15 protein-coding genes and 1 tRNA gene are annotated in these 16,024 nt (G+C 72.4%); 10 read left to right on the top strand and 6 right to left on the bottom strand.

Features of this window, described 5'->3' with window-relative positions:
* Positions 1–2: 2 nt before the first annotated feature.
* Positions 3–998 (bottom strand): SMI1/KNR4 family protein, encoded by a 996-nt coding sequence (locus ABZW32_RS08675; protein ID WP_356213104.1) that lies wholly within the window; start codon positions 996–998, stop codon positions 3–5.
* A 230-nt stretch (positions 999–1,228) separates the two neighbouring features.
* Between ABZW32_RS08675 and ABZW32_RS08670 the strand changes: the two genes are divergently transcribed.
* Together ABZW32_RS08670 and ABZW32_RS08665 are read left to right on the top strand one after the other, a co-directional pair.
* Positions 1,229–1,777 (top strand): YwqJ-related putative deaminase, encoded by a 549-nt coding sequence (locus ABZW32_RS08670; RefSeq protein WP_356213101.1) that lies wholly within the window; start codon positions 1,229–1,231, stop codon positions 1,775–1,777.
* A gap of 5 nt (positions 1,778–1,782) precedes the next feature.
* On the top strand, positions 1,783–2,295 hold the full coding sequence (locus ABZW32_RS08665) for an SUKH-3 domain-containing protein (protein WP_266839497.1): 513 nt from the start codon (positions 1,783–1,785) through the stop codon (positions 2,293–2,295).
* A gap of 92 nt (positions 2,296–2,387) precedes the next feature.
* On the opposite strand, the gene ABZW32_RS08660 is transcribed toward ABZW32_RS08665, so the two are convergent.
* Positions 2,388–3,665, bottom strand: coding sequence for a histidine kinase (locus ABZW32_RS08660; RefSeq protein ID WP_356213098.1), 1,278 nt, complete (start codon positions 3,663–3,665; stop codon positions 2,388–2,390).
* Between the two features lie 145 nt (positions 3,666–3,810).
* Here ABZW32_RS08660 and ABZW32_RS08655 point away from each other — a divergent pair.
* The 5 genes from ABZW32_RS08655 (at position 3,811) to pth (ending at position 8,056) form a co-directional block, all read left to right on the top strand.
* A tRNA-Gln gene (locus tag ABZW32_RS08655) sits at positions 3,811–3,882 on the top strand.
* A 145-nt stretch (positions 3,883–4,027) separates the two neighbouring features.
* Positions 4,028–5,476, top strand: a complete 1,449-nt coding sequence (gene glmU / locus ABZW32_RS08650) for a bifunctional UDP-N-acetylglucosamine diphosphorylase/glucosamine-1-phosphate N-acetyltransferase GlmU (protein WP_356213095.1) — start codon at positions 4,028–4,030, stop codon at positions 5,474–5,476.
* A 134-nt stretch (positions 5,477–5,610) separates the two neighbouring features.
* Positions 5,611–6,588 carry a ribose-phosphate diphosphokinase gene (locus ABZW32_RS08645; protein ID WP_030008898.1) on the top strand — a complete coding sequence of 326 codons (978 nt, stop codon included), beginning with the start codon at positions 5,611–5,613 and terminating at the stop codon, positions 6,586–6,588.
* Between the two features lie 192 nt (positions 6,589–6,780).
* Entirely contained in the window at positions 6,781–7,365 is a 585-nt protein-coding gene (locus ABZW32_RS08640) for a 50S ribosomal protein L25/general stress protein Ctc (protein WP_356213092.1), read from the top strand.
* Positions 7,366–7,465: 100 nt separating this feature from the next.
* Entirely contained in the window at positions 7,466–8,056 is a 591-nt protein-coding gene (pth, locus tag ABZW32_RS08635) for an aminoacyl-tRNA hydrolase (RefSeq protein WP_356213089.1), read from the top strand.
* A 63-nt stretch (positions 8,057–8,119) separates the two neighbouring features.
* On the opposite strand, the gene ppc is transcribed toward pth, so the two are convergent.
* Positions 8,120–10,813: a phosphoenolpyruvate carboxylase gene (ppc, locus tag ABZW32_RS08630; protein WP_356213327.1), complete on the bottom strand. Its 2,694-nt coding sequence runs from the start codon at positions 10,811–10,813 to the stop codon at positions 8,120–8,122.
* Between the two features lie 429 nt (positions 10,814–11,242).
* On the opposite strand from ppc, the gene ABZW32_RS08625 reads away from it, so the two are divergent.
* Both ABZW32_RS08625 and ABZW32_RS08620 read left to right on the top strand, forming a co-directional pair.
* Positions 11,243–12,229 carry an acyl-CoA desaturase gene (locus ABZW32_RS08625; RefSeq protein ID WP_356213086.1) on the top strand — a complete coding sequence of 329 codons (987 nt, stop codon included), beginning with the start codon at positions 11,243–11,245 and terminating at the stop codon, positions 12,227–12,229.
* Positions 12,226–12,900: a TetR/AcrR family transcriptional regulator gene (locus ABZW32_RS08620; protein ID WP_285539054.1), complete on the top strand. Its 675-nt coding sequence runs from the start codon at positions 12,226–12,228 to the stop codon at positions 12,898–12,900. Before ABZW32_RS08625 ends, ABZW32_RS08620 begins: the two co-directional genes overlap by 4 nt.
* 81 nt (positions 12,901–12,981) lie before the next feature.
* Here ABZW32_RS08620 and ABZW32_RS08615 read toward each other — a convergent pair whose 3' ends face one another.
* Positions 12,982–13,353: a VOC family protein gene (locus ABZW32_RS08615; protein ID WP_356213083.1), complete on the bottom strand. Its 372-nt coding sequence runs from the start codon at positions 13,351–13,353 to the stop codon at positions 12,982–12,984.
* A 2-nt stretch (positions 13,354–13,355) separates the two neighbouring features.
* Positions 13,356–14,264 carry a trans-aconitate 2-methyltransferase gene (locus ABZW32_RS08610; RefSeq protein WP_356213080.1) on the bottom strand — a complete coding sequence of 303 codons (909 nt, stop codon included), beginning with the start codon at positions 14,262–14,264 and terminating at the stop codon, positions 13,356–13,358.
* A 145-nt stretch (positions 14,265–14,409) separates the two neighbouring features.
* Here ABZW32_RS08610 and ABZW32_RS08605 point away from each other — a divergent pair, with 145 nt between their 5' ends.
* Positions 14,410–14,907, top strand: coding sequence for a MarR family transcriptional regulator (locus tag ABZW32_RS08605; RefSeq protein ID WP_030231940.1), 498 nt, complete (start codon positions 14,410–14,412; stop codon positions 14,905–14,907).
* Here ABZW32_RS08605 and ABZW32_RS08600 read toward each other — a convergent pair.
* A complete protein-coding gene (locus ABZW32_RS08600) occupies positions 14,866–15,633 on the bottom strand; it encodes a response regulator transcription factor (protein WP_356213076.1) in 768 nt (255 codons plus the stop codon). The two genes, ABZW32_RS08605 and ABZW32_RS08600, sit on opposite strands and share 42 nt — an antisense overlap.
* Positions 15,634–16,024 lie beyond the last annotated feature (391 nt).

The raw sequence follows: 16,024 nt of genomic DNA, 5'->3' as shown, positions 1-16,024 counted from the left end.
GATCACCCCTCACCCGGGGCGGCACCCGCCACCGGAACCGAACGCGCGAATCCGCCGTCCACCATCAGACCGGCCACCGTCTCCAGCTCCGGCGGGTTGCCCGCCAGGCGTTCGAGGAAGGCATCGAAATCGGCACCGCACGGAAGCAGCAACCGCTCCACCCGCTCCTGCACGGACCAGCCGTCCCGGTCGCGCGCGTCGTCGTACGGGGAGAACCAGACGGAGCCGACGCCCTCGCCCTTCACCTTCACCGCGAGCAGCCCGCCCTGGACGAAGGCCACGCACAGGTAGTCCTTGGTCAGGTGGTCCCGCAGGCACTTGTTGACGTAGACGAGGTCGTTGACCGCCGCCTCCTCGCGCACCGTGAAGAACGGCTGGTCGACCAGCAGCCCGAGCTCCACGAGGAGCCCCGCGCCCACCGGCGCGCAACCGCCCGCCGCCTTCAGGAAGCAGCGGTAGGCCTCGGGCAGCCGGTACCCGAGGTCCTCCTCGACCCCCTGCACCTGCTGTTCGGCCACGGACACCAGGTTCTTGGGCAGCCCGAGGTGCGCGGGGCGCACCTCCTGGAGGGGCCGGGTGCCGCGCTTGTCGTGGTCCACGGGCGCCGTCGCCAGGCCCGCGTGGTGCCGCAGCAACGCCTTGACCTCGACGGGGACCAGTTCCATCCGCCGCGAGCCCGCCACGTGGTGCCAGGTCCAGCCGTGCGGCGTGGCCACCGGTCCGACGGTGTCCCACAGCGCGTGGCCCGACGCCCGCATGGCGGCGTTGGCGGACACGAAGTCCGTCAGCCGCAGCTCGTCCACGCCGAAGCCCTCCGGGGGCTCGGCGATCTCCACTGCCGCGCGCGCGTACGCCGAGAAGTCGGGATGACCGTCCCCGCTCATCCGCACTCCGTGGGGATGGCGGGCGGCCCGGACCGGGTCCGGGAAGTGCACGACCTGCCCCGAGTAAGCGGCGTTGGGTGGCACGGCCTGCTGCCCGAGCCGACCTGTCGTCATGGCGGTAGCCCCCTGCTGGATCTGGCTGGTTCACCACAGCCTATGTGCTCGGGCAAGAGCGTCACCCGCCCATGCATCCCACGTGCGCGCGTGGGGCGGGAACATCCGAATTGATACGAATATTCGACCCCGCTTCCACACCACTGGGGACATTTGACAGGCTGTCCCCGCAGCACGGGGGCGTGCGCAACAGCGGCCACCACCGCGGTCACGGGAGGGAAGAAGCGACCATGCAGACGGCGACGACGCAAAACCTGGCGAGCCGCACGGACCGCGCGGAAGCGGCGGAGGCCGGCCCCGCCGGCGACCCCCGCCTGCGCTGGAGCAGCACCGACGGCCCCACCCCGCCGCCCGTGCTGCGCTTCCGAAGAGACGGCATCCTGCCCACCGTCGCCGCCGCGCTCTCGGTCCGCGGGGAGACCCTGACCGGGACCGCGGGCAAGGGCGACCGGCCGCCGGTGCTGCACCCGCTCGTCCAGGACTTCCTCGACACCCTCACCAGCGGCCAGCGGGAGCGGTTCACCGGCCGATGTCCGGAGGCGATCCTGCTCTCCCGCCACCTCACGGCCGTCGAGGGCGCCCGCAGCAGACGCGCCTCCCGCAAGCCGCTCACGGCGAGCGAGGCCCGGCGCTCCCTGAAGCAGTCCCGGATCACCGCCCGCCGCATCCGCGAGGACGGCGACCCGCTGCACGGCAGCTACGCTCCGCCCTGCCGCTCCTGCGACGCGCTCCTCACCCACTTCGGCGTACGCCCCGTCGACCTCACCCACCCCGAGTAGCCGCCATGACCGCCTCCTCCGCCTCCTACGACCGCTCCTCGGCGACCCGGTTCCCGGGCCCCGTGGACTCAGCGCTGCGCACCGCCGGATGGGAACCCGGCCGCTGGGACATCAAGCAGGCCGAGTACTGGGCCGACGCGCTGCGCGACCACACGACGCCCGCCGGGCACCGGCACAACGTCTTCCCGGCGGCCGTGGAGGCCTGGGCCGAGTTCGGCGGGCTGCGGGTGACCGCCCCCGGGCCGGGCCGGCAGATAGCGCCCGCCACGCTCCGCATCGACCCGCTGTCCGGCCTGCACCTGGCCCGTACCTTCGCCGACCTGGGACGGGCCCTGTCCACCCAGCTCTGCCCGCTGGGCACCGACGCCGACGGCGGCTCCCACCTGGCCATCGACCGCGAGGGCCGGGTCTACGGGATCGACCACACCGGTGACTGGTACCTGGGCTCCGGCCTCGACGAGGCCCTCACCCTCCTGCTGACCGGCCTCCAGCCGGCCCGCCTGACCACGGGCCCCTGACACCGGGAACCGCCGCGGCCCGACGGATCCCGAGGCCGCGGCGGCGGGACCGTCGGGAGCCCGCGTCGGCGGAACCCGGACGGCGTACTCCTCTAGCGGGAGGCCGGCAGCACGGCGGAGACCTTGAAGCCGCCCTCGTCCGTCGGCCCGGACACGAACACCCCGCCGAGCGCGAGCACCCGCTCCCGCATCCCGACCAGGCCGTTGCCCCCGCTGGGCAGACCGGGCTCGACCCCGTCCGCCCCGCAGGGCCCGTTCTGGACCTGCATGGCGACCTCGCCCTCCCGGTGCGCGAGCCGTACGACGACCCGCGCGCCCGGAGCGTGCTTGTGGCAGTTGGTCAGCGCCTCCTGCACCACCCGGTAGGCGGTCTGCTCCACCTCCGCCGGGTACGGCTCCCCCTCGCCGTGCACGACCATCTCGACGTTCATCCCGGCCGCCCGGGACTGTCCGACCAGCGCCTCCAGCTCGGCGAGGCGGGGCCCGTCCTCGAAACCCCCCGCGAGCGCCGGCGCCGCCTGCGCGGCCTGCCCGCGCACGGCCGGGCGGGGTTCGGGCCCCGGCGACCCGGCCCGCAGCACGCCGAGCATCTCGCGCAGCTCGGTGAGGGCCTGCCGGCCCATGTCGCCGACCAGCGCGGCGTTCCTGACGGCCTTGCCGGGGTCCTTCTCGGCCACCGCCTGGAGCGCCGCCGCGTGGACCACCATCAGCGACACCCGGTGCGCGACGACGTCGTGCATCTCGCGCGCGATCCGCGTGCGCTCCTCCGTACGCGCCCACTCGGCCCGCTCCTCGGCCCGGTCGGCCAGCAGCGACAGCTCCCGTTCGAGCGAGTCGGCGCGCTCCTGGAGGCTCTCCATCAGCCGTCGCCGGGCCCCCACGTACAGCCCGAGCAGCACCGGCGGCACGGTCAGCGCCACCGCCATGAAAGCGGACAGCACCACGACGAGCAGCCCGTCGGCCTCCACGTCGCCGCGGGTGCGCAGGTACGTCACCACGAAGGTCGCGGCGAGCGACATCGAGCCCAGCGTCACGGTGACCCGGCGGGGCACCTCGCAGGCGGCGAGGGTGTAGAGGCCCACCACCCCGAGCAGGAAGCCCATCATGGCCGGGGAGACGCCGATGCCGACGAGCACCACCGCCACCGGCCACCGCCGCCGCAGCAGGAGCGTGGCCCCCACCACGACTCCGAACGACACGCCCAGCGCGGCCGGGATCCCCGCCTCCCGGGCGAAGGGCACCCCCTCCAGCCCGCACTCCGCGGCGGACACCGCGGCGAGCCCCACGTCCAGGAGAGCGGACCTCCGCCGCTCCCACCACCAGGGCCCGTCGCGGCCCGTCCCCTCGCGCTCTTCCCCCGTACCGGTCATGCCGTCCAGCGTACGGGCGGCCCGTGCGGCGACCCCGGACATATCCGGGCGCGAGTACCGTCGCGGGGAGGGCGGGTGGTACGGCATAGTAGGGACGGCCAGCTTGATCGGCAGCGCAGAAAGTCCGATTCGGTCGGGTTTACCATCCCCTGTGGTGTAATTGGCAGCACTGAGGCTTTTGGTGCCTTATGTTCGGGTTCGAGTCCTGACAGGGGAGCTCAGCACGGGGAGCTCACAGCACGCGGGTCCTGACCTCCGGTCGGGGCCCTTTCGTATGTCCGCCCCCGGGAGTCCCCCAGAACAGGGGCACTTCGGCACCGGTATCCTTCCTGGGTCCACCCCCGAAGCCGAAGGGCACACCCGTGAGCGCAACCCGCCCGGCAGCCGTCGTCGTACTCGCAGCGGGTGAAGGCACCCGCATGAAGTCGGCCACCCCCAAGGTCCTGCACGAGATCTGCGGGCGCTCGCTCGTCGGTCACGTGGTCGCCGCATCCCGCGAGCTGGACCCCGCGCACCTCGTGGTCGTCGTCGGCCACGCGCGCGAGCAGGTCACCGCACACCTCGCCGGGATCGACGCCGACGTGCGCACCGCGGTCCAGCACGAGCAGAACGGCACCGGGCACGCCGTCCGGATGGCCCTCGAAGAGCTCGGCGGGCCCGTCGACGGCACCGTCATCGTGGTCTGCGGCGACACCCCGCTGCTGACCGGCGAGACCCTCGCGCAGCTCGCCGCCACCCACGGGGCCGACGGCAACGCCGTCACCGTGCTGACCGCCGAGGTCCCGGACTCCACCGGCTACGGCCGCATCGTCCGCGACCCGGCCACCGGCGCCGTGACCGCCATCGTGGAACACAAGGACGCCACCGACGCGCAGCGCGCGATCCGGGAGATCAACTCCGGGGTCTTCGCCTTCGACGGGAACCTCCTCGCGGACGCGCTCGGCAAGGTCCGCACGGACAACAGCCAGGGCGAGGAGTACCTCACCGACGTGCTCGGCATCCTGCGCGAGGCGGGCCACCGCGTCGGCGCGGCGGTCGGCGCGGACCACCGCCAGATCCTCGGCATCAACAACCGGGTCCAGCTGGCCGAGGCCCGGGCGCTGCTGAACGCGCGCCTGCTGGAGCGGGCCATGCTCGCGGGCGTGACGGTCGTCGACCCCGCCGGCACCTTCGTGGACGTGACGGTGACCTTCGGGCAGGACGCGCTGATCCACCCCGGCACCCAGCTGCTGGGCACCACGCACATCGCCGAGGGGGCCGAGGTCGGCCCGAACACCCGGCTCAAGGACACCCGCGTCGGCGCGGGCGCCCGCGTGGACAACACGGTGGCGGACGGCGCCGTGATCGGGGAGCAGGCGAGCGTCGGCCCCTTCGCCTACCTGCGGCCCGGCACGAACCTCGGCCTCAAGGCCAAGGCCGGCACGTACGTCGAGATGAAGAACGCGACGATCGGCGAGGGCACCAAGGTGCCCCACCTGTCGTACGTGGGCGACGCGACGATCGGCGAGTACACGAACATCGGCGCCGCCAGCGTGTTCGTGAACTACGACGGTGAACACAAGCACCACACCACCGTCGGCTCACACTGCAAGACGGGTTCGGACAACATGTTTGTGGCTCCCGTCACCATCGGGGACGGCGCCTACACGGCCGCCGGCTCGGTGATCACCAAGGACGTGCCGCCCGGCGCCCTGGCCGTGGCCCGTGGCCAGCAGCGGAATATCGAGGGCTGGGTGGCCCGCAAGCGCCCCGGCAGCGCGGCCGCGACGGCCGCGCAGTCGACGGGCGAGCAGGACTCCGGTCGCCCCTGAGGTGAACTGACCGGAAACGGCTACGCCCGCGACGGCGTACCGTGATAGGTGCACGCAATTCGGCTGGCTCACCGTGTGCGGGACGGACGCACACGGGGGCGAGCAGCTTTCCACACGTCTGAGGAGACAGTGCTGTGACCGGGATCAAGACGACCGGCGAGAAGAAGCTGATGCTCTTCTCCGGCCGCGCCCACCCCGAGCTGGCCGAGGAGGTCGCGCACCAGCTGGGGGTCGCCCTCGTGCCGACCAAGGCTTTCGACTTCGCGAACGGTGAGATCTACGTCCGCTTCCAGGAGTCGGCTCGTGGCGCGGACTGCTTCCTGATCCAGAGCCACACGGCTCCGATCAACAAGTGGATCATGGAGCAGCTGATCATGATCGACGCGCTGAAGCGCGCGTCGGCACGCTCCATCACCGTGATCGTCCCCTCCTACGGCTACGCCCGTCAGGACAAGAAGCACAAGGGCCGCGAGCCCATCTCGGCCCGCCTGGTCGCGGACCTGCTGAAGACCGCGGGCGCCGACCGCATCCTCACGGTCGACCTGCACACCGACCAGATCCAGGGCTTCTTCGACGGCCCGGTCGACCACCTGTCCGCCCTCAACGTCCTCGCGGACTACGTGGGCGCCAAGGTGGACCGCACCAAGCTGACGATCGTCTCCCCGGACGCCGGCCGCGTGCGCGTGGCCGACCGCTGGTGCGACCGTCTGGACGCGCCGCTGGCCATCGTGCACAAGCGCCGCGACAAGGACGTCGCCAACCAGGTGACCGTCCACGAGGTCGTCGGTGAGGTCAAGGGCCGCGTCTGCGTCCTGGTCGACGACATGATCGACACCGGCGGCACCATCTGCGCCGCGGCCGACGCGCTCTTCGCGCACGGCGCCGAGGACGTCATCGTGACGGCCACGCACGGCATCCTGTCGGGCCCGGCCGCCGACCGCCTGAAGAACTCCAAGGTCAGCGAGTTCGTCTTCACGAACACCCTCCCGGACCCCTCGGACCTGGAGCTCGACAAGATCACGGTGCTCTCCATCGCCCCGATGATCGCCCGCGCGGTGCGCGAGGTCTTCGAGGACGGCTCGGTCACCAGCCTCTTCGAAGAGCAGCAGTAACACCGGGCTGACCCCGGGCAGAGATCCTTTTGGGCGCGGCCTCCCGCGCCGGGTACACTCCTTGAGTTGCTCGGCGAGGGAGGCCGTACCCGTTTCACGGTACGGACGCTCCGTTATCGACGCGCTCTTCGTAGCAGGCCGTTCCGGCCGGGTGACCCAGTCCGTTCTTCCGTCACCCCACGAGGAGTGAGCATGTCCGAGGTCAAGCTTTCCGCCCAGCTCCGCGACACCTTCGGCAAGGGCTCCGCCCGCCAGGCCCGTCGCGACGCCCTGGTCCCCGGTGTCATCTACGGCCACGGCCAGACCCCGAAGCACGTCAACGTCGAGGGCCACGGCCTCCAGCTGGCGCTCCGCACCCCGAACGTCCTGATCTCCCTGGACATCGCGGGCGACGGCACCGAGCTGGTCATCCCGAAGGCCGTGCAGAAGCACCCGCTGAAGCGCTCCATCTCCCACGTCGACTTCCTGATCGTCAAGAAGGGCGAGAAGGTCACCGTCGAGGTTCCCGTCGTGACCGAGGGCGACCTGGCCGCCGGCGGCAACCTGCTGGAGACCCTGCTGGCGACCGTCTCCGTCGAGGCCGAGGCCACCCACATCCCGACCGAGATCACCGTCTCGATCGAGGGCCTGGAGGCCGGTGCCACCGTGCACGCCTCCGACCTGGTCCTGCCGGCCGGCACCACCCTGGCCGTCGACGCCGAGACCCCGGTCCTGCAGGTCGTCGCCCCGCAGGCCGAGGAGCCGGCCGCCGAGGCCGCCGAGGGCGACGAGGCCTGAGCCTCGCCCCACCCCCTCAGCAGTTGCTGACCGACCGCCGTCCGGCTCCACTGGAGCGGGACGGCGGTCGTCTTCGTTCCAGGCACTTAAGGAGCTTTTGATGTCGGACGACGCGGCACCCTGGCTGATCGTCGGTCTCGGGAACCCCGGACCGGAGTACGCCGGCAACCGCCACAACATCGGCTTCATGGTGGCCGACCTGCTGGCCGAGCGGATCGGCGGCAGGTTCAAGGCGCACAAGGCCCGCGCCCAGGTCGTCGAGGGCCGCATCGGCCCGCCGGGACCGGCGAACCGCCGGATCGTGCTCGCCAAGCCGATGTCGTTCATGAACCTCTCGGGCGGCCCCGTCACGGCCCTGCGCGACTTCTACAAGGTGCCGCTGGAGAAGCTCGTCGCGGTCCACGACGAGCTGGACATCGACTACCCGACGCTGCGCCTGAAGCTCGGCGGCGGGGACAACGGGCACAACGGCCTGAAGTCGATGACGAAGGCGATGGGCCCGGACTACCACCGCGTGCGCTGCGGCATCGGCCGCCCGCCCGGCCGCATGCAGGTCGCGGACTTCGTCCTGAAGGACTTCTCCTCGACCGAGCGCAAGGAGCTTGACTGGTTCGTGGACCGGTCCGCCGACGCCGTGGAGTGCCTGATCCAGGAAGGCCTGGAGCGGGCGCAGTCGACGTACAACTCCTGACCCCGCGTACGAGGAAGCCCCCGCCGTCGGCGGGGGCTTCCGTGCGTGCGGGGCGGGGCCGGGTCAGCCGGTGTTGCGCAGACCGGCCGCCACGCCGTTGACGGTGAGCAGCAGGGCGCGGGCCAGCAGCGGGTCCGCCTCCTCACCGCGGGCGGCCGCGGCGCGCTGGCGGGCCAGCAGGGACACCTGGAGGTAGGAGATCGGGTCCAGGTAGGCGTCGCGGACGGCGAAGGTCTGCTGGAGGATCGGGTTGGAGTCCAGGAGCCGCTCGCCGCCGGTGATCCGCAGGACCTCGCGGACGGTCAGCTCGTGCTCGGCCTCGATCCGGGCGAACACGTGCTTGAGGTCTTCGGGCACGAGCGTGTCGACGTAGTGGCGGGCGATCCGCAGGTCCGTCTTGGCCAGCGTCATCTCGACGTTGGAGAGGAAGTTGCGGAAGAAGTGCCAGCGTTCGCCCATCTCGGTGAGGGCCGCGTCCTGGCCGGACTCGCGCAGGGCCTTCAGGCCGGAGCCCACGCCGTACCAGCCGGGGACGATCTGGCGGGACTGGGTCCACCCGAACACCCACGGGATGGCCCGCAGCCCGTCCAGGCCCGCGCCCGAGTCGGGGCGGCGGGAGGGACGGGAGCCCAGGTGCAGGTCGGCGAGCTGGTCGACGGGGGTGGCCGCGAAGAAGTACGCGGGCAGGTCCGGGTCCTCGACGAGCTCCCGGTACGCGGCGTGCGCGGCGTCCGAGACGATGTCCATGGCCGCGTCCCAGCGGGCCAGGGCGTCGTCGGACTGGCGGGGCGCGGTGTGCAGGGCGGAGGCCTGGAGGGTGGCCGCGACGGTCAGCTCCAGGTTCTCGCGGGCCAGCGAGGGGACGAGGTACTTGTCGGAGATGACCTCGCCCTGCTCGGTGACCTTGATCTCGCCCTCCAGGGTGCCCCAGGGCTGGGCGAGGATCGCGTCGTGCGAGGGGCCGCCGCCCCGGCCGACGGTGCCGCCGCGGCCGTGGAAGAGGCGCAGGCGCACCCCGTAGCGGTGCGCGACGTCGCGCAGCCGGCGCTGGGCGCGGTGGATCTCCCACTGGGAGGTGGTGATGCCGCCGAACTTGGAGGAGTCGGAGTAGCCGAGCATGACCTCCTGGACGTCGCCGCGCAGCGAGACGAGACGGCGGTAGGAGGGGTCGGCCAGCATCTCGTCGAGGATGACGTCGGCGGCGCGCAGCTCGTCGGTGGTCTCCAGGAGCGGCACGATGCCGATCTTGGCCCAGCCGGCGTGCAGGTCGATGAGTCCGGCCTCGCGGGCGAGGACCGCGGCGGCGAAGACGTCGTCGGCGCCCTGGCACATCGAGATGATGTACGACTCGATGACCTCGGGGCCGAACTTCTCGAAGGCGTCCTTGATCGCGCCGAAGACGCCCAGGGTCTTGTGGCCGGCCGCGTCGAGCGGGGCGGGCGTCGGGGCGAGCGGGCGGCGCGAGCGCAGTTCCTTGGCGAGGAGCTTCTGCCGGTAGTCGCGCGGCATGTCGGCGTAGCGCCAGGACTCCTCGCCGAGGCGGTCGAAGAGCTGGCCGAGCGCGTGGTGGTGCGCGTCCGCGTGCTCGCGCACGTCCATGGTGGCGAGCTGGAGGCCGAAGGCGGCCAGGGTGCGGATGGTGCGGTCCATGCGGCCGTCGGCGAAGAGCGCGCCGCGGTGTTCGCGCAGGGAGGTCTGGATGAGGGTGAGGTCGGTGAGCAGCTCGGCGGTGCCGAGGTAGTCGCGGCCCTCCTCGTGGGGGATGCCCTTGGCGAGGCGCTCGCGGGTGTTGAGGAGCTTCTGGCGCACGCAGGTGGCCTTGAGGCGGTACGGCTCCTCGGCGTTCAGCCGCTTGTAGCGGGGACTGATCTCCGGGAGGCGCTCCAGGTCGGCCTGCAGGGAGGTCAGGAGCTCCTCGGTGGCGCCGGTGTAGCGGATGGAGTTCGACAGCAGGCCGCGCAGGAAGTCGACCAGTTCGAGGGCGTCGGTGATGCCGTGCTCGTGCTGGAGGATCAGCACGTCGCGGGTGACCTCGGGGGTGACGTTCGGGTTGCCGTCGCGGTCGCCGCCGATCCAGGTGCCGAAGGTGAGCGGGCGGGTGCCGGCGGGCAGCTCGACGCCGACGCGCTGGAGCTCGGCGGCGAGGTCCTCCAGGACGTCGCCGACGGCGCCGGCGTGCAGCTCGTCGAGGTAGTAGATGGCGTTGCGGGCCTCGTCGGCGGGTTCGGGGCGCACGACGCGCAGTTCGTCGGTCTGCCACACGAGGTCGATGTTCTCGGCGAGCCGCAGGTCGTGGCGGCGGCGCTCGCCGGCGCCGGAGACGGGCTCCTCCAGCAGGGCGGCGATGCGGCGCAGCTTGTTCAGGACGCTGCGGCGGGCGGCCTCGGTGGGGTGCGCGGTGAAGACGGGCCGGACGTTGAGGTTGCGGACCGTCTCGCGCAGGTGCTCGGGGTCGGCGTCCTTGAGCATGTCGGCGGTGCGCGCGAGGAGGCCGCCTTCGGCGGCGCGGTGGGCGCGCAGGTCCTTGCCGCGGTGCACCTGCTCGGTGACGTTGGCGAGGTGGAAGTAGGTGGAGAAGGCGCGCACCAGCTTGGCGGCGGTCTCCAGGTCGGTCTCGCCGAGCAGCTCCGCAGCGGCTTCGCCGTCGGTGCGCGTCAGGGCGCGTACTTGTTCGACGAGGTCGAGGAGGTCCTGGCCCTCCTGGCGTACGAGGGTCTCCCCCAGGAGGTCGCCGAGGCGGCGGATGTCCGCGCGCAGCTCGGCGTTCGCGGTCTCCGCGGAGGTGCGGGTGGCGGGGGCCTGGGCGGCCTGGTCAGCACTGCTCACAGGTGCGGCTCCTTGCAGTGTTCGAGCGCTACTGGGCTGTGGGCTCCCGGGGGGCGCGCGGTGATGGTGCCTACCGATGCACCGGTGCGCAGCCCGGGCTGCCCGTGCGGACCGCGCTGTCCGACGACACCAGGATAGGTGGCGCGTACTTGTGCCCCGGCAGCGCCGCCGCCGCGCCCCGTGCGCGCCGCCGCCGCGGCGCCGCGCGCGGGTCGGGAGGCGGGGAGGTGTGGTGTCGAGGTGTGGTGTGCTCCCTTGCCCCGCCGGGGACCTTTGCCATACTTACGATGCCGTAGGTTACGGGTCCGTAGGGTCCGTTCCGGCGAGCCTGCCGACTTCTCACCCCCCAGGGGAACCCCCATGACGATCGGTCCCGATCTGATCGAGGACGCGCCCGCGTCCTCCACTCCTTCCACTGACGCGGTGTCCGCGACGCGCGGCGGTGAGCAGAAGCGGTCGGTGGAGCAGATCGCGCTGCTGCTGTTCATCACCGTGCCCTTCCTGGCCCTGCTGGCGGCGGTGCCGCTGGCCTGGGGCCGCGGGGTGAGCCTGCTGGACCTCGGCCTGATGGTGTTCATGTACTTCCTGACCTGCCACGGCATCACGATCGGCTTCCACCGTTACTTCACGCACGGGTCCTTCAAGGCGAAGCGGCCGCTGCGGATCGCGCTGGCGGTCATGGGGTCGATGGCGGTCGAGGGGCCGCTGGTGCGCTGGGTGGCGGACCACCGCAAGCACCACCGCTACTCCGACCACGAGGGCGACCCGCATTCGCCGTGGCGGTTCGGCGAGACGGTGCCGGCGCTGATGAAGGGCCTGTGGTGGGCGCACATCGGCTGGCTCTTCGACGAGGAGCAGACCGACCAGCAGAAGTACGCCCCGGACCTGATCAAGGACCCGGCGATCCGGCGGATCTCGCGTGACTTCGTGCTGTGGACGGTGGTGTCGCTGGCGATCCCGCCGCTGGTGGGCGGTCTGGTGACGATGTCCTGGTGGGGTGCGTTCACGGCCTTCTTCTGGGGCTCGCTGGTCCGCGTGGCGCTGCTGCACCACGTGACGTGGTCGATCAACTCGATCTGTCACGCGATGGGCAAGCGGCCGTTCCGCTCCCGCGACCGCAGCGGCAACGTGTGGTGGCTCGCGGTGCTGTCCTGCGGCGAGTCGTGGCACAACCTGCACCACGCCGACCCGACCTCGGCCCGGCACGGTGTCCTGCGCGGCCAGGTCGATTCCAGTGCGCGGCTGATCCGCTGGTTCGAGCGGCTGGGCTGGGCCTCGGACGTGCGCTGGCCGTCCGGCGGGCGCCTCGACGCCCGGCGCAAGGAAAACACGACGAACGCGGCATGATGGGGGACGTGGCGATCGACGGCAGCAGCTCCAGCAACGACAAGCCCAGGCGAGGTCGCCGGGTCCGGATGACGGGCGCCGAACGGCGTCAGCAACTGCTGGACATCGGCCGCACCCTCTTCGCGGAGAAGGGCTTCGAGGGCACCTCGGTGGAGGAGATCGCGGCGAAGGCCGGGGTGTCCAAGCCGGTGGTGTACGAGCACTTCGGCGGCAAGGAGGGCCTCTACGCGGTGGTCGTGGACCGCGAGATGCGCCAGCTGCTTGACGGGGTGACGGGTGCACTGACGGCCGGGCACCCGCGGGAGCTGTTGGAGCAGGCGGCGTTCGCCCTGCTCGATTACATCGAGAACTACACGGACGGCTTCCGGATCCTGGTGCGGGACTCCCCCGTGGCGCAGTCGACGGGCACGTTCGCCTCGCTGATCAGCGACATCGCCACGCAGGTGGAGGACATCCTGGGGCTGGAGTTCAAGGCCCGGGGCTTCGATCCGAAGCTGGCCCCGCTCTACGCGCAGGCGCTGGTCGGGATGGTCGCGCTGACGGGGCAGTGGTGGCTGGAGACCCGCCGGCCGAAGAAGGCCGAGGTGGCGGCGCACCTGGTGAACCTGGCCTGGCACGGGCTGGAGAACCTGGAGGCCAGGCCCCGCCTGGTGGGCCACCGCAAGAGCTGAGCGCGGCCCCGGACGGTCACGAGAGCGCCCCGCCGCCGGGTTTCCCGGTGGCGGGGCGCCGTCCGTTCACCCCGGGCCGGGTCAGGTGTGCGCGGGGTCCGGCTCCAGGAACTCCAGCCGGTTGCCGACGGGGTCCTCGGAGTAGAAGCGGCGGTGTCCCGGGAGGTCGTCGTCCCAGACCACCTCGGCCCCGCGCTCGCGCAGTCGGTGCGCGTAGGCCTCGATGCCGGTCACCCGCAGTCCGGGGTGGGCCTTGCGGGCCGGCCGGAAGTCCTCCTCGACCCCCAGGTGCAGCCGGACCGTTCCGGCGGCGAACCAGCAGCCCCCGCGGGCGGCGAGGACGGGCGGTTTGGGGACCTCCTCCATGCCCAGCACGTCCCGGTAGTAGGCGCGCAGCGCGTCCTCGGAGCCGGGGGGCGCGGCCAGTTGTACGTGGTCGACGGCGCTCAGCACGGTCAGGCCTGCCTGCGGGCGACGGCGAAGACGCGGCGGAAGGGGAAGACGGTGCCGCGGGGGCCGGGCGGGTAGGCCTCGCGCAGTGCCTCCCGGTACTCGGCCAGGAAGCGGTCGACGGCCGGCCCGTCGTCGCCGAGGGTGGTGAGCACCGGCCGCAGCGCGGTGCCCTTGACCCAGTCGAGGACCGCGTCGGGCCCCTGGAGCAGCTGGTGGTAGGTCGTCTCCCACACGTCGGCGTCGCAGCCGAGCCCGGTGAGGCGGTCGAGGTACTCGCCGGGTTCCAGGACCTCGACGTGGCGCGCGCCGAGTCCCCCCAGCCGGTCCCGCCACCGCGCGGTGTCGCACAGTTCGGCGAGCAGCCGGTGGCTGGGGGCGGTGAAGTTCCCGGGGACCTGGAAGGCGAAGGTGCCGCCCGGCCGCAGGCCGTCGATCCAGCGCGCGAAGGAGCCGGGGTGGCCGGGCACCCACTGCAGGGCCGCGTTGGAGACGATCAGGTCGTACGTCTCCTCGGGCACCCAGCCGGTCAGGTCGCCGTGGCGGAAGTCGAGGCTGCCGCCGCCGGGGGTGGGTCCGGCGTACTCCTGTTCGGCGCGGCGCAGCATCTGCGGGGAGAGGTCGTAGCCCGTGATGCGGGCGTCGGGCCAGCGGCCGGTGAGCAGGGCGGTGACGTTGCCGGGGCCGCAGCCGAGGTCGGCGATGCGGGCGGGGGAGGTGGGGAGCCCGTCGACGCGGGCGAGCAGGTCGAGGAAGGGCCGTGCGCGGTGGCCGGCGTGCCGGAGGTACTGCCGGGGGTCCCAGGTGGGCGTCGGTGGCGCGGCGGCCTCGGACGCGGATGCGGGCGCGGCCTCGGACGCGGATGCGGATGCGGATGCGGCGTGACGTGCGTCCGGTGCGGTGTCGGAATGCATGGGCGGGCCTCCCTGCCGGTGGGCGGTCGGGGCCGGAAGCCGTTCCGGCCCCCTCCATGTCCTCATGGTCGGGCCGATATATCTCGATGTCAAGATTCTTGATTTGAAGAGACTTCACATCGACAGACCCCTTACACTGATCGGCATGGAGGACGAGGTCGACCGACTGGTCGCGGCATGGCGGCGAGAGCGCCCTGACCTCGACGTGGAACCGCTCGAAGTGCTCAGCCGCGTCAGCCGGCTCGCGCGCCACCTCGACCGCGCCCGCAGGCTGGCCTTCTCCGAGCACGGCCTGGAGCCGTGGGAGTTCGACGTGCTGACCTCGCTGCGGCGCGCGGGCGCGCCCTACCAGCTCTCCCCCGGCCAGCTGCTGACGCAGACGCTGGTCACCTCGGGCACCATGACCAACCGCATCGACCGGCTCGCGAAGAAGGGCCTGGTCGAACGGCTGCCCGACCCCAGCGACCGGCGCGGGGTGCTGGTCCGGCTGACGCCCGAGGGGCGCGACCGCGCCGACCAGTCGCTCGCCGGGCTGCTGGCCCAGGAACGCGCGATCCTGGCCCAGCTCTCCACGGCCCAGCGCGGCGATCTCGCCGGGCTGCTACGCCAGCTGACCGCTCCGTTCGACAACATCCCCGGATAGTTCGGCCGGACGCACCCCGGCCCGCCGCGCCAGCGCGACGGCGGCCAGCGTGGAGTGCACGCCGAGCTTGCCCAGCACGTTCTGCATGTGGGTGCGGACGGTGTGCGGGGAGAGGAACAGCCGGGCGGCCACGTCCTTGCGGCCCAGCCCCGCCACCATGCAGCGCAGCACCTCGTGCTCGCGCGGGGTCAGGGACTCCACGAGCCGTTCGCTGTCGCTGCGGTGCTTGCGCGCCGCGGTCAGCTCCCGCAGCACCCCGGTGAGCAGCGCCGGCGGCAGGTGGGTCTCCTCGCGCAGCACCCCGCGGACGACGGCCAGCAGCCGCGAGAGGGAGCAGTCCTTGGCCACCCATCCGGACGCCCCCGCCTGGAGGGCGAGCGCGGCCCGGCGCGGGTCGTCGCGCTCGGCGAGGACCACGGTGCGCACCCCGGGGTGGGCCACGCGCACCCCCGCGACCAGGGCGATCCCGTCGGAGACGGGCGGTGGCGGCGCGGAGCCGGCCTCCCGCTGGGCGGGCACGCCGGAGCCGGCGGCGCCGAGGTCGGCGTCGACGAGCAGCACGTCGAAGCGGCGGCCCTCGGCCGCCGCGCGTTCGAGGCAGCGCGAGGCGGCGGGGCCGCTGCCGGCCGCGGACACGTCCACGTCCGGCTCGGCCGCGAGCGCGGCTGCCAGAGACTCGGCGAAGATGCGGTGGTCGTCGACCACCAGAACCCGGATACGGACCACAAAACCCCCAAGGGTCGGGGAACGGACGACTACGGGTACGACGCCCGGACCGGGTGGCCCACTGCCGCCGCGGCCGCCGCCGCGACATCTGTGCACTACCCCGGACCGGACGCCGTACCCGGCGTGTCTCGACCCCTGAATCAACACCGGCCCCCACCGGTGTCACGCATCAGCGTAGAACGGGTCCTGTCTCGTGGTTGGCCGAATAGCAGAAGTTTTCCCAGGGATTTTCCCGTGGGAGGGTCCTCAACGGGTCGGCCGATGGCTTGAATTCACCTGTCCGCAAGGTCCTGGGGCGGATTTCCGACCGGGGTGTGCCACGGGCAGTTGCACGGGGGGCATTTCACCCGGCGTACGCACGCCTGGCGCCCGCGCGCGACGCCCGCACGCC

The sequence above is a fragment of the Streptomyces sp. NPDC004667 genome, from assembly GCF_040609475.1.
In the GTDB taxonomy this organism is placed as follows: domain Bacteria; phylum Actinomycetota; class Actinomycetes; order Streptomycetales; family Streptomycetaceae; genus Streptomyces.
The sequence above is the reverse complement of the archived record's forward strand: the minus strand, read 5'-3'. Positions and strand labels throughout refer to the sequence as shown.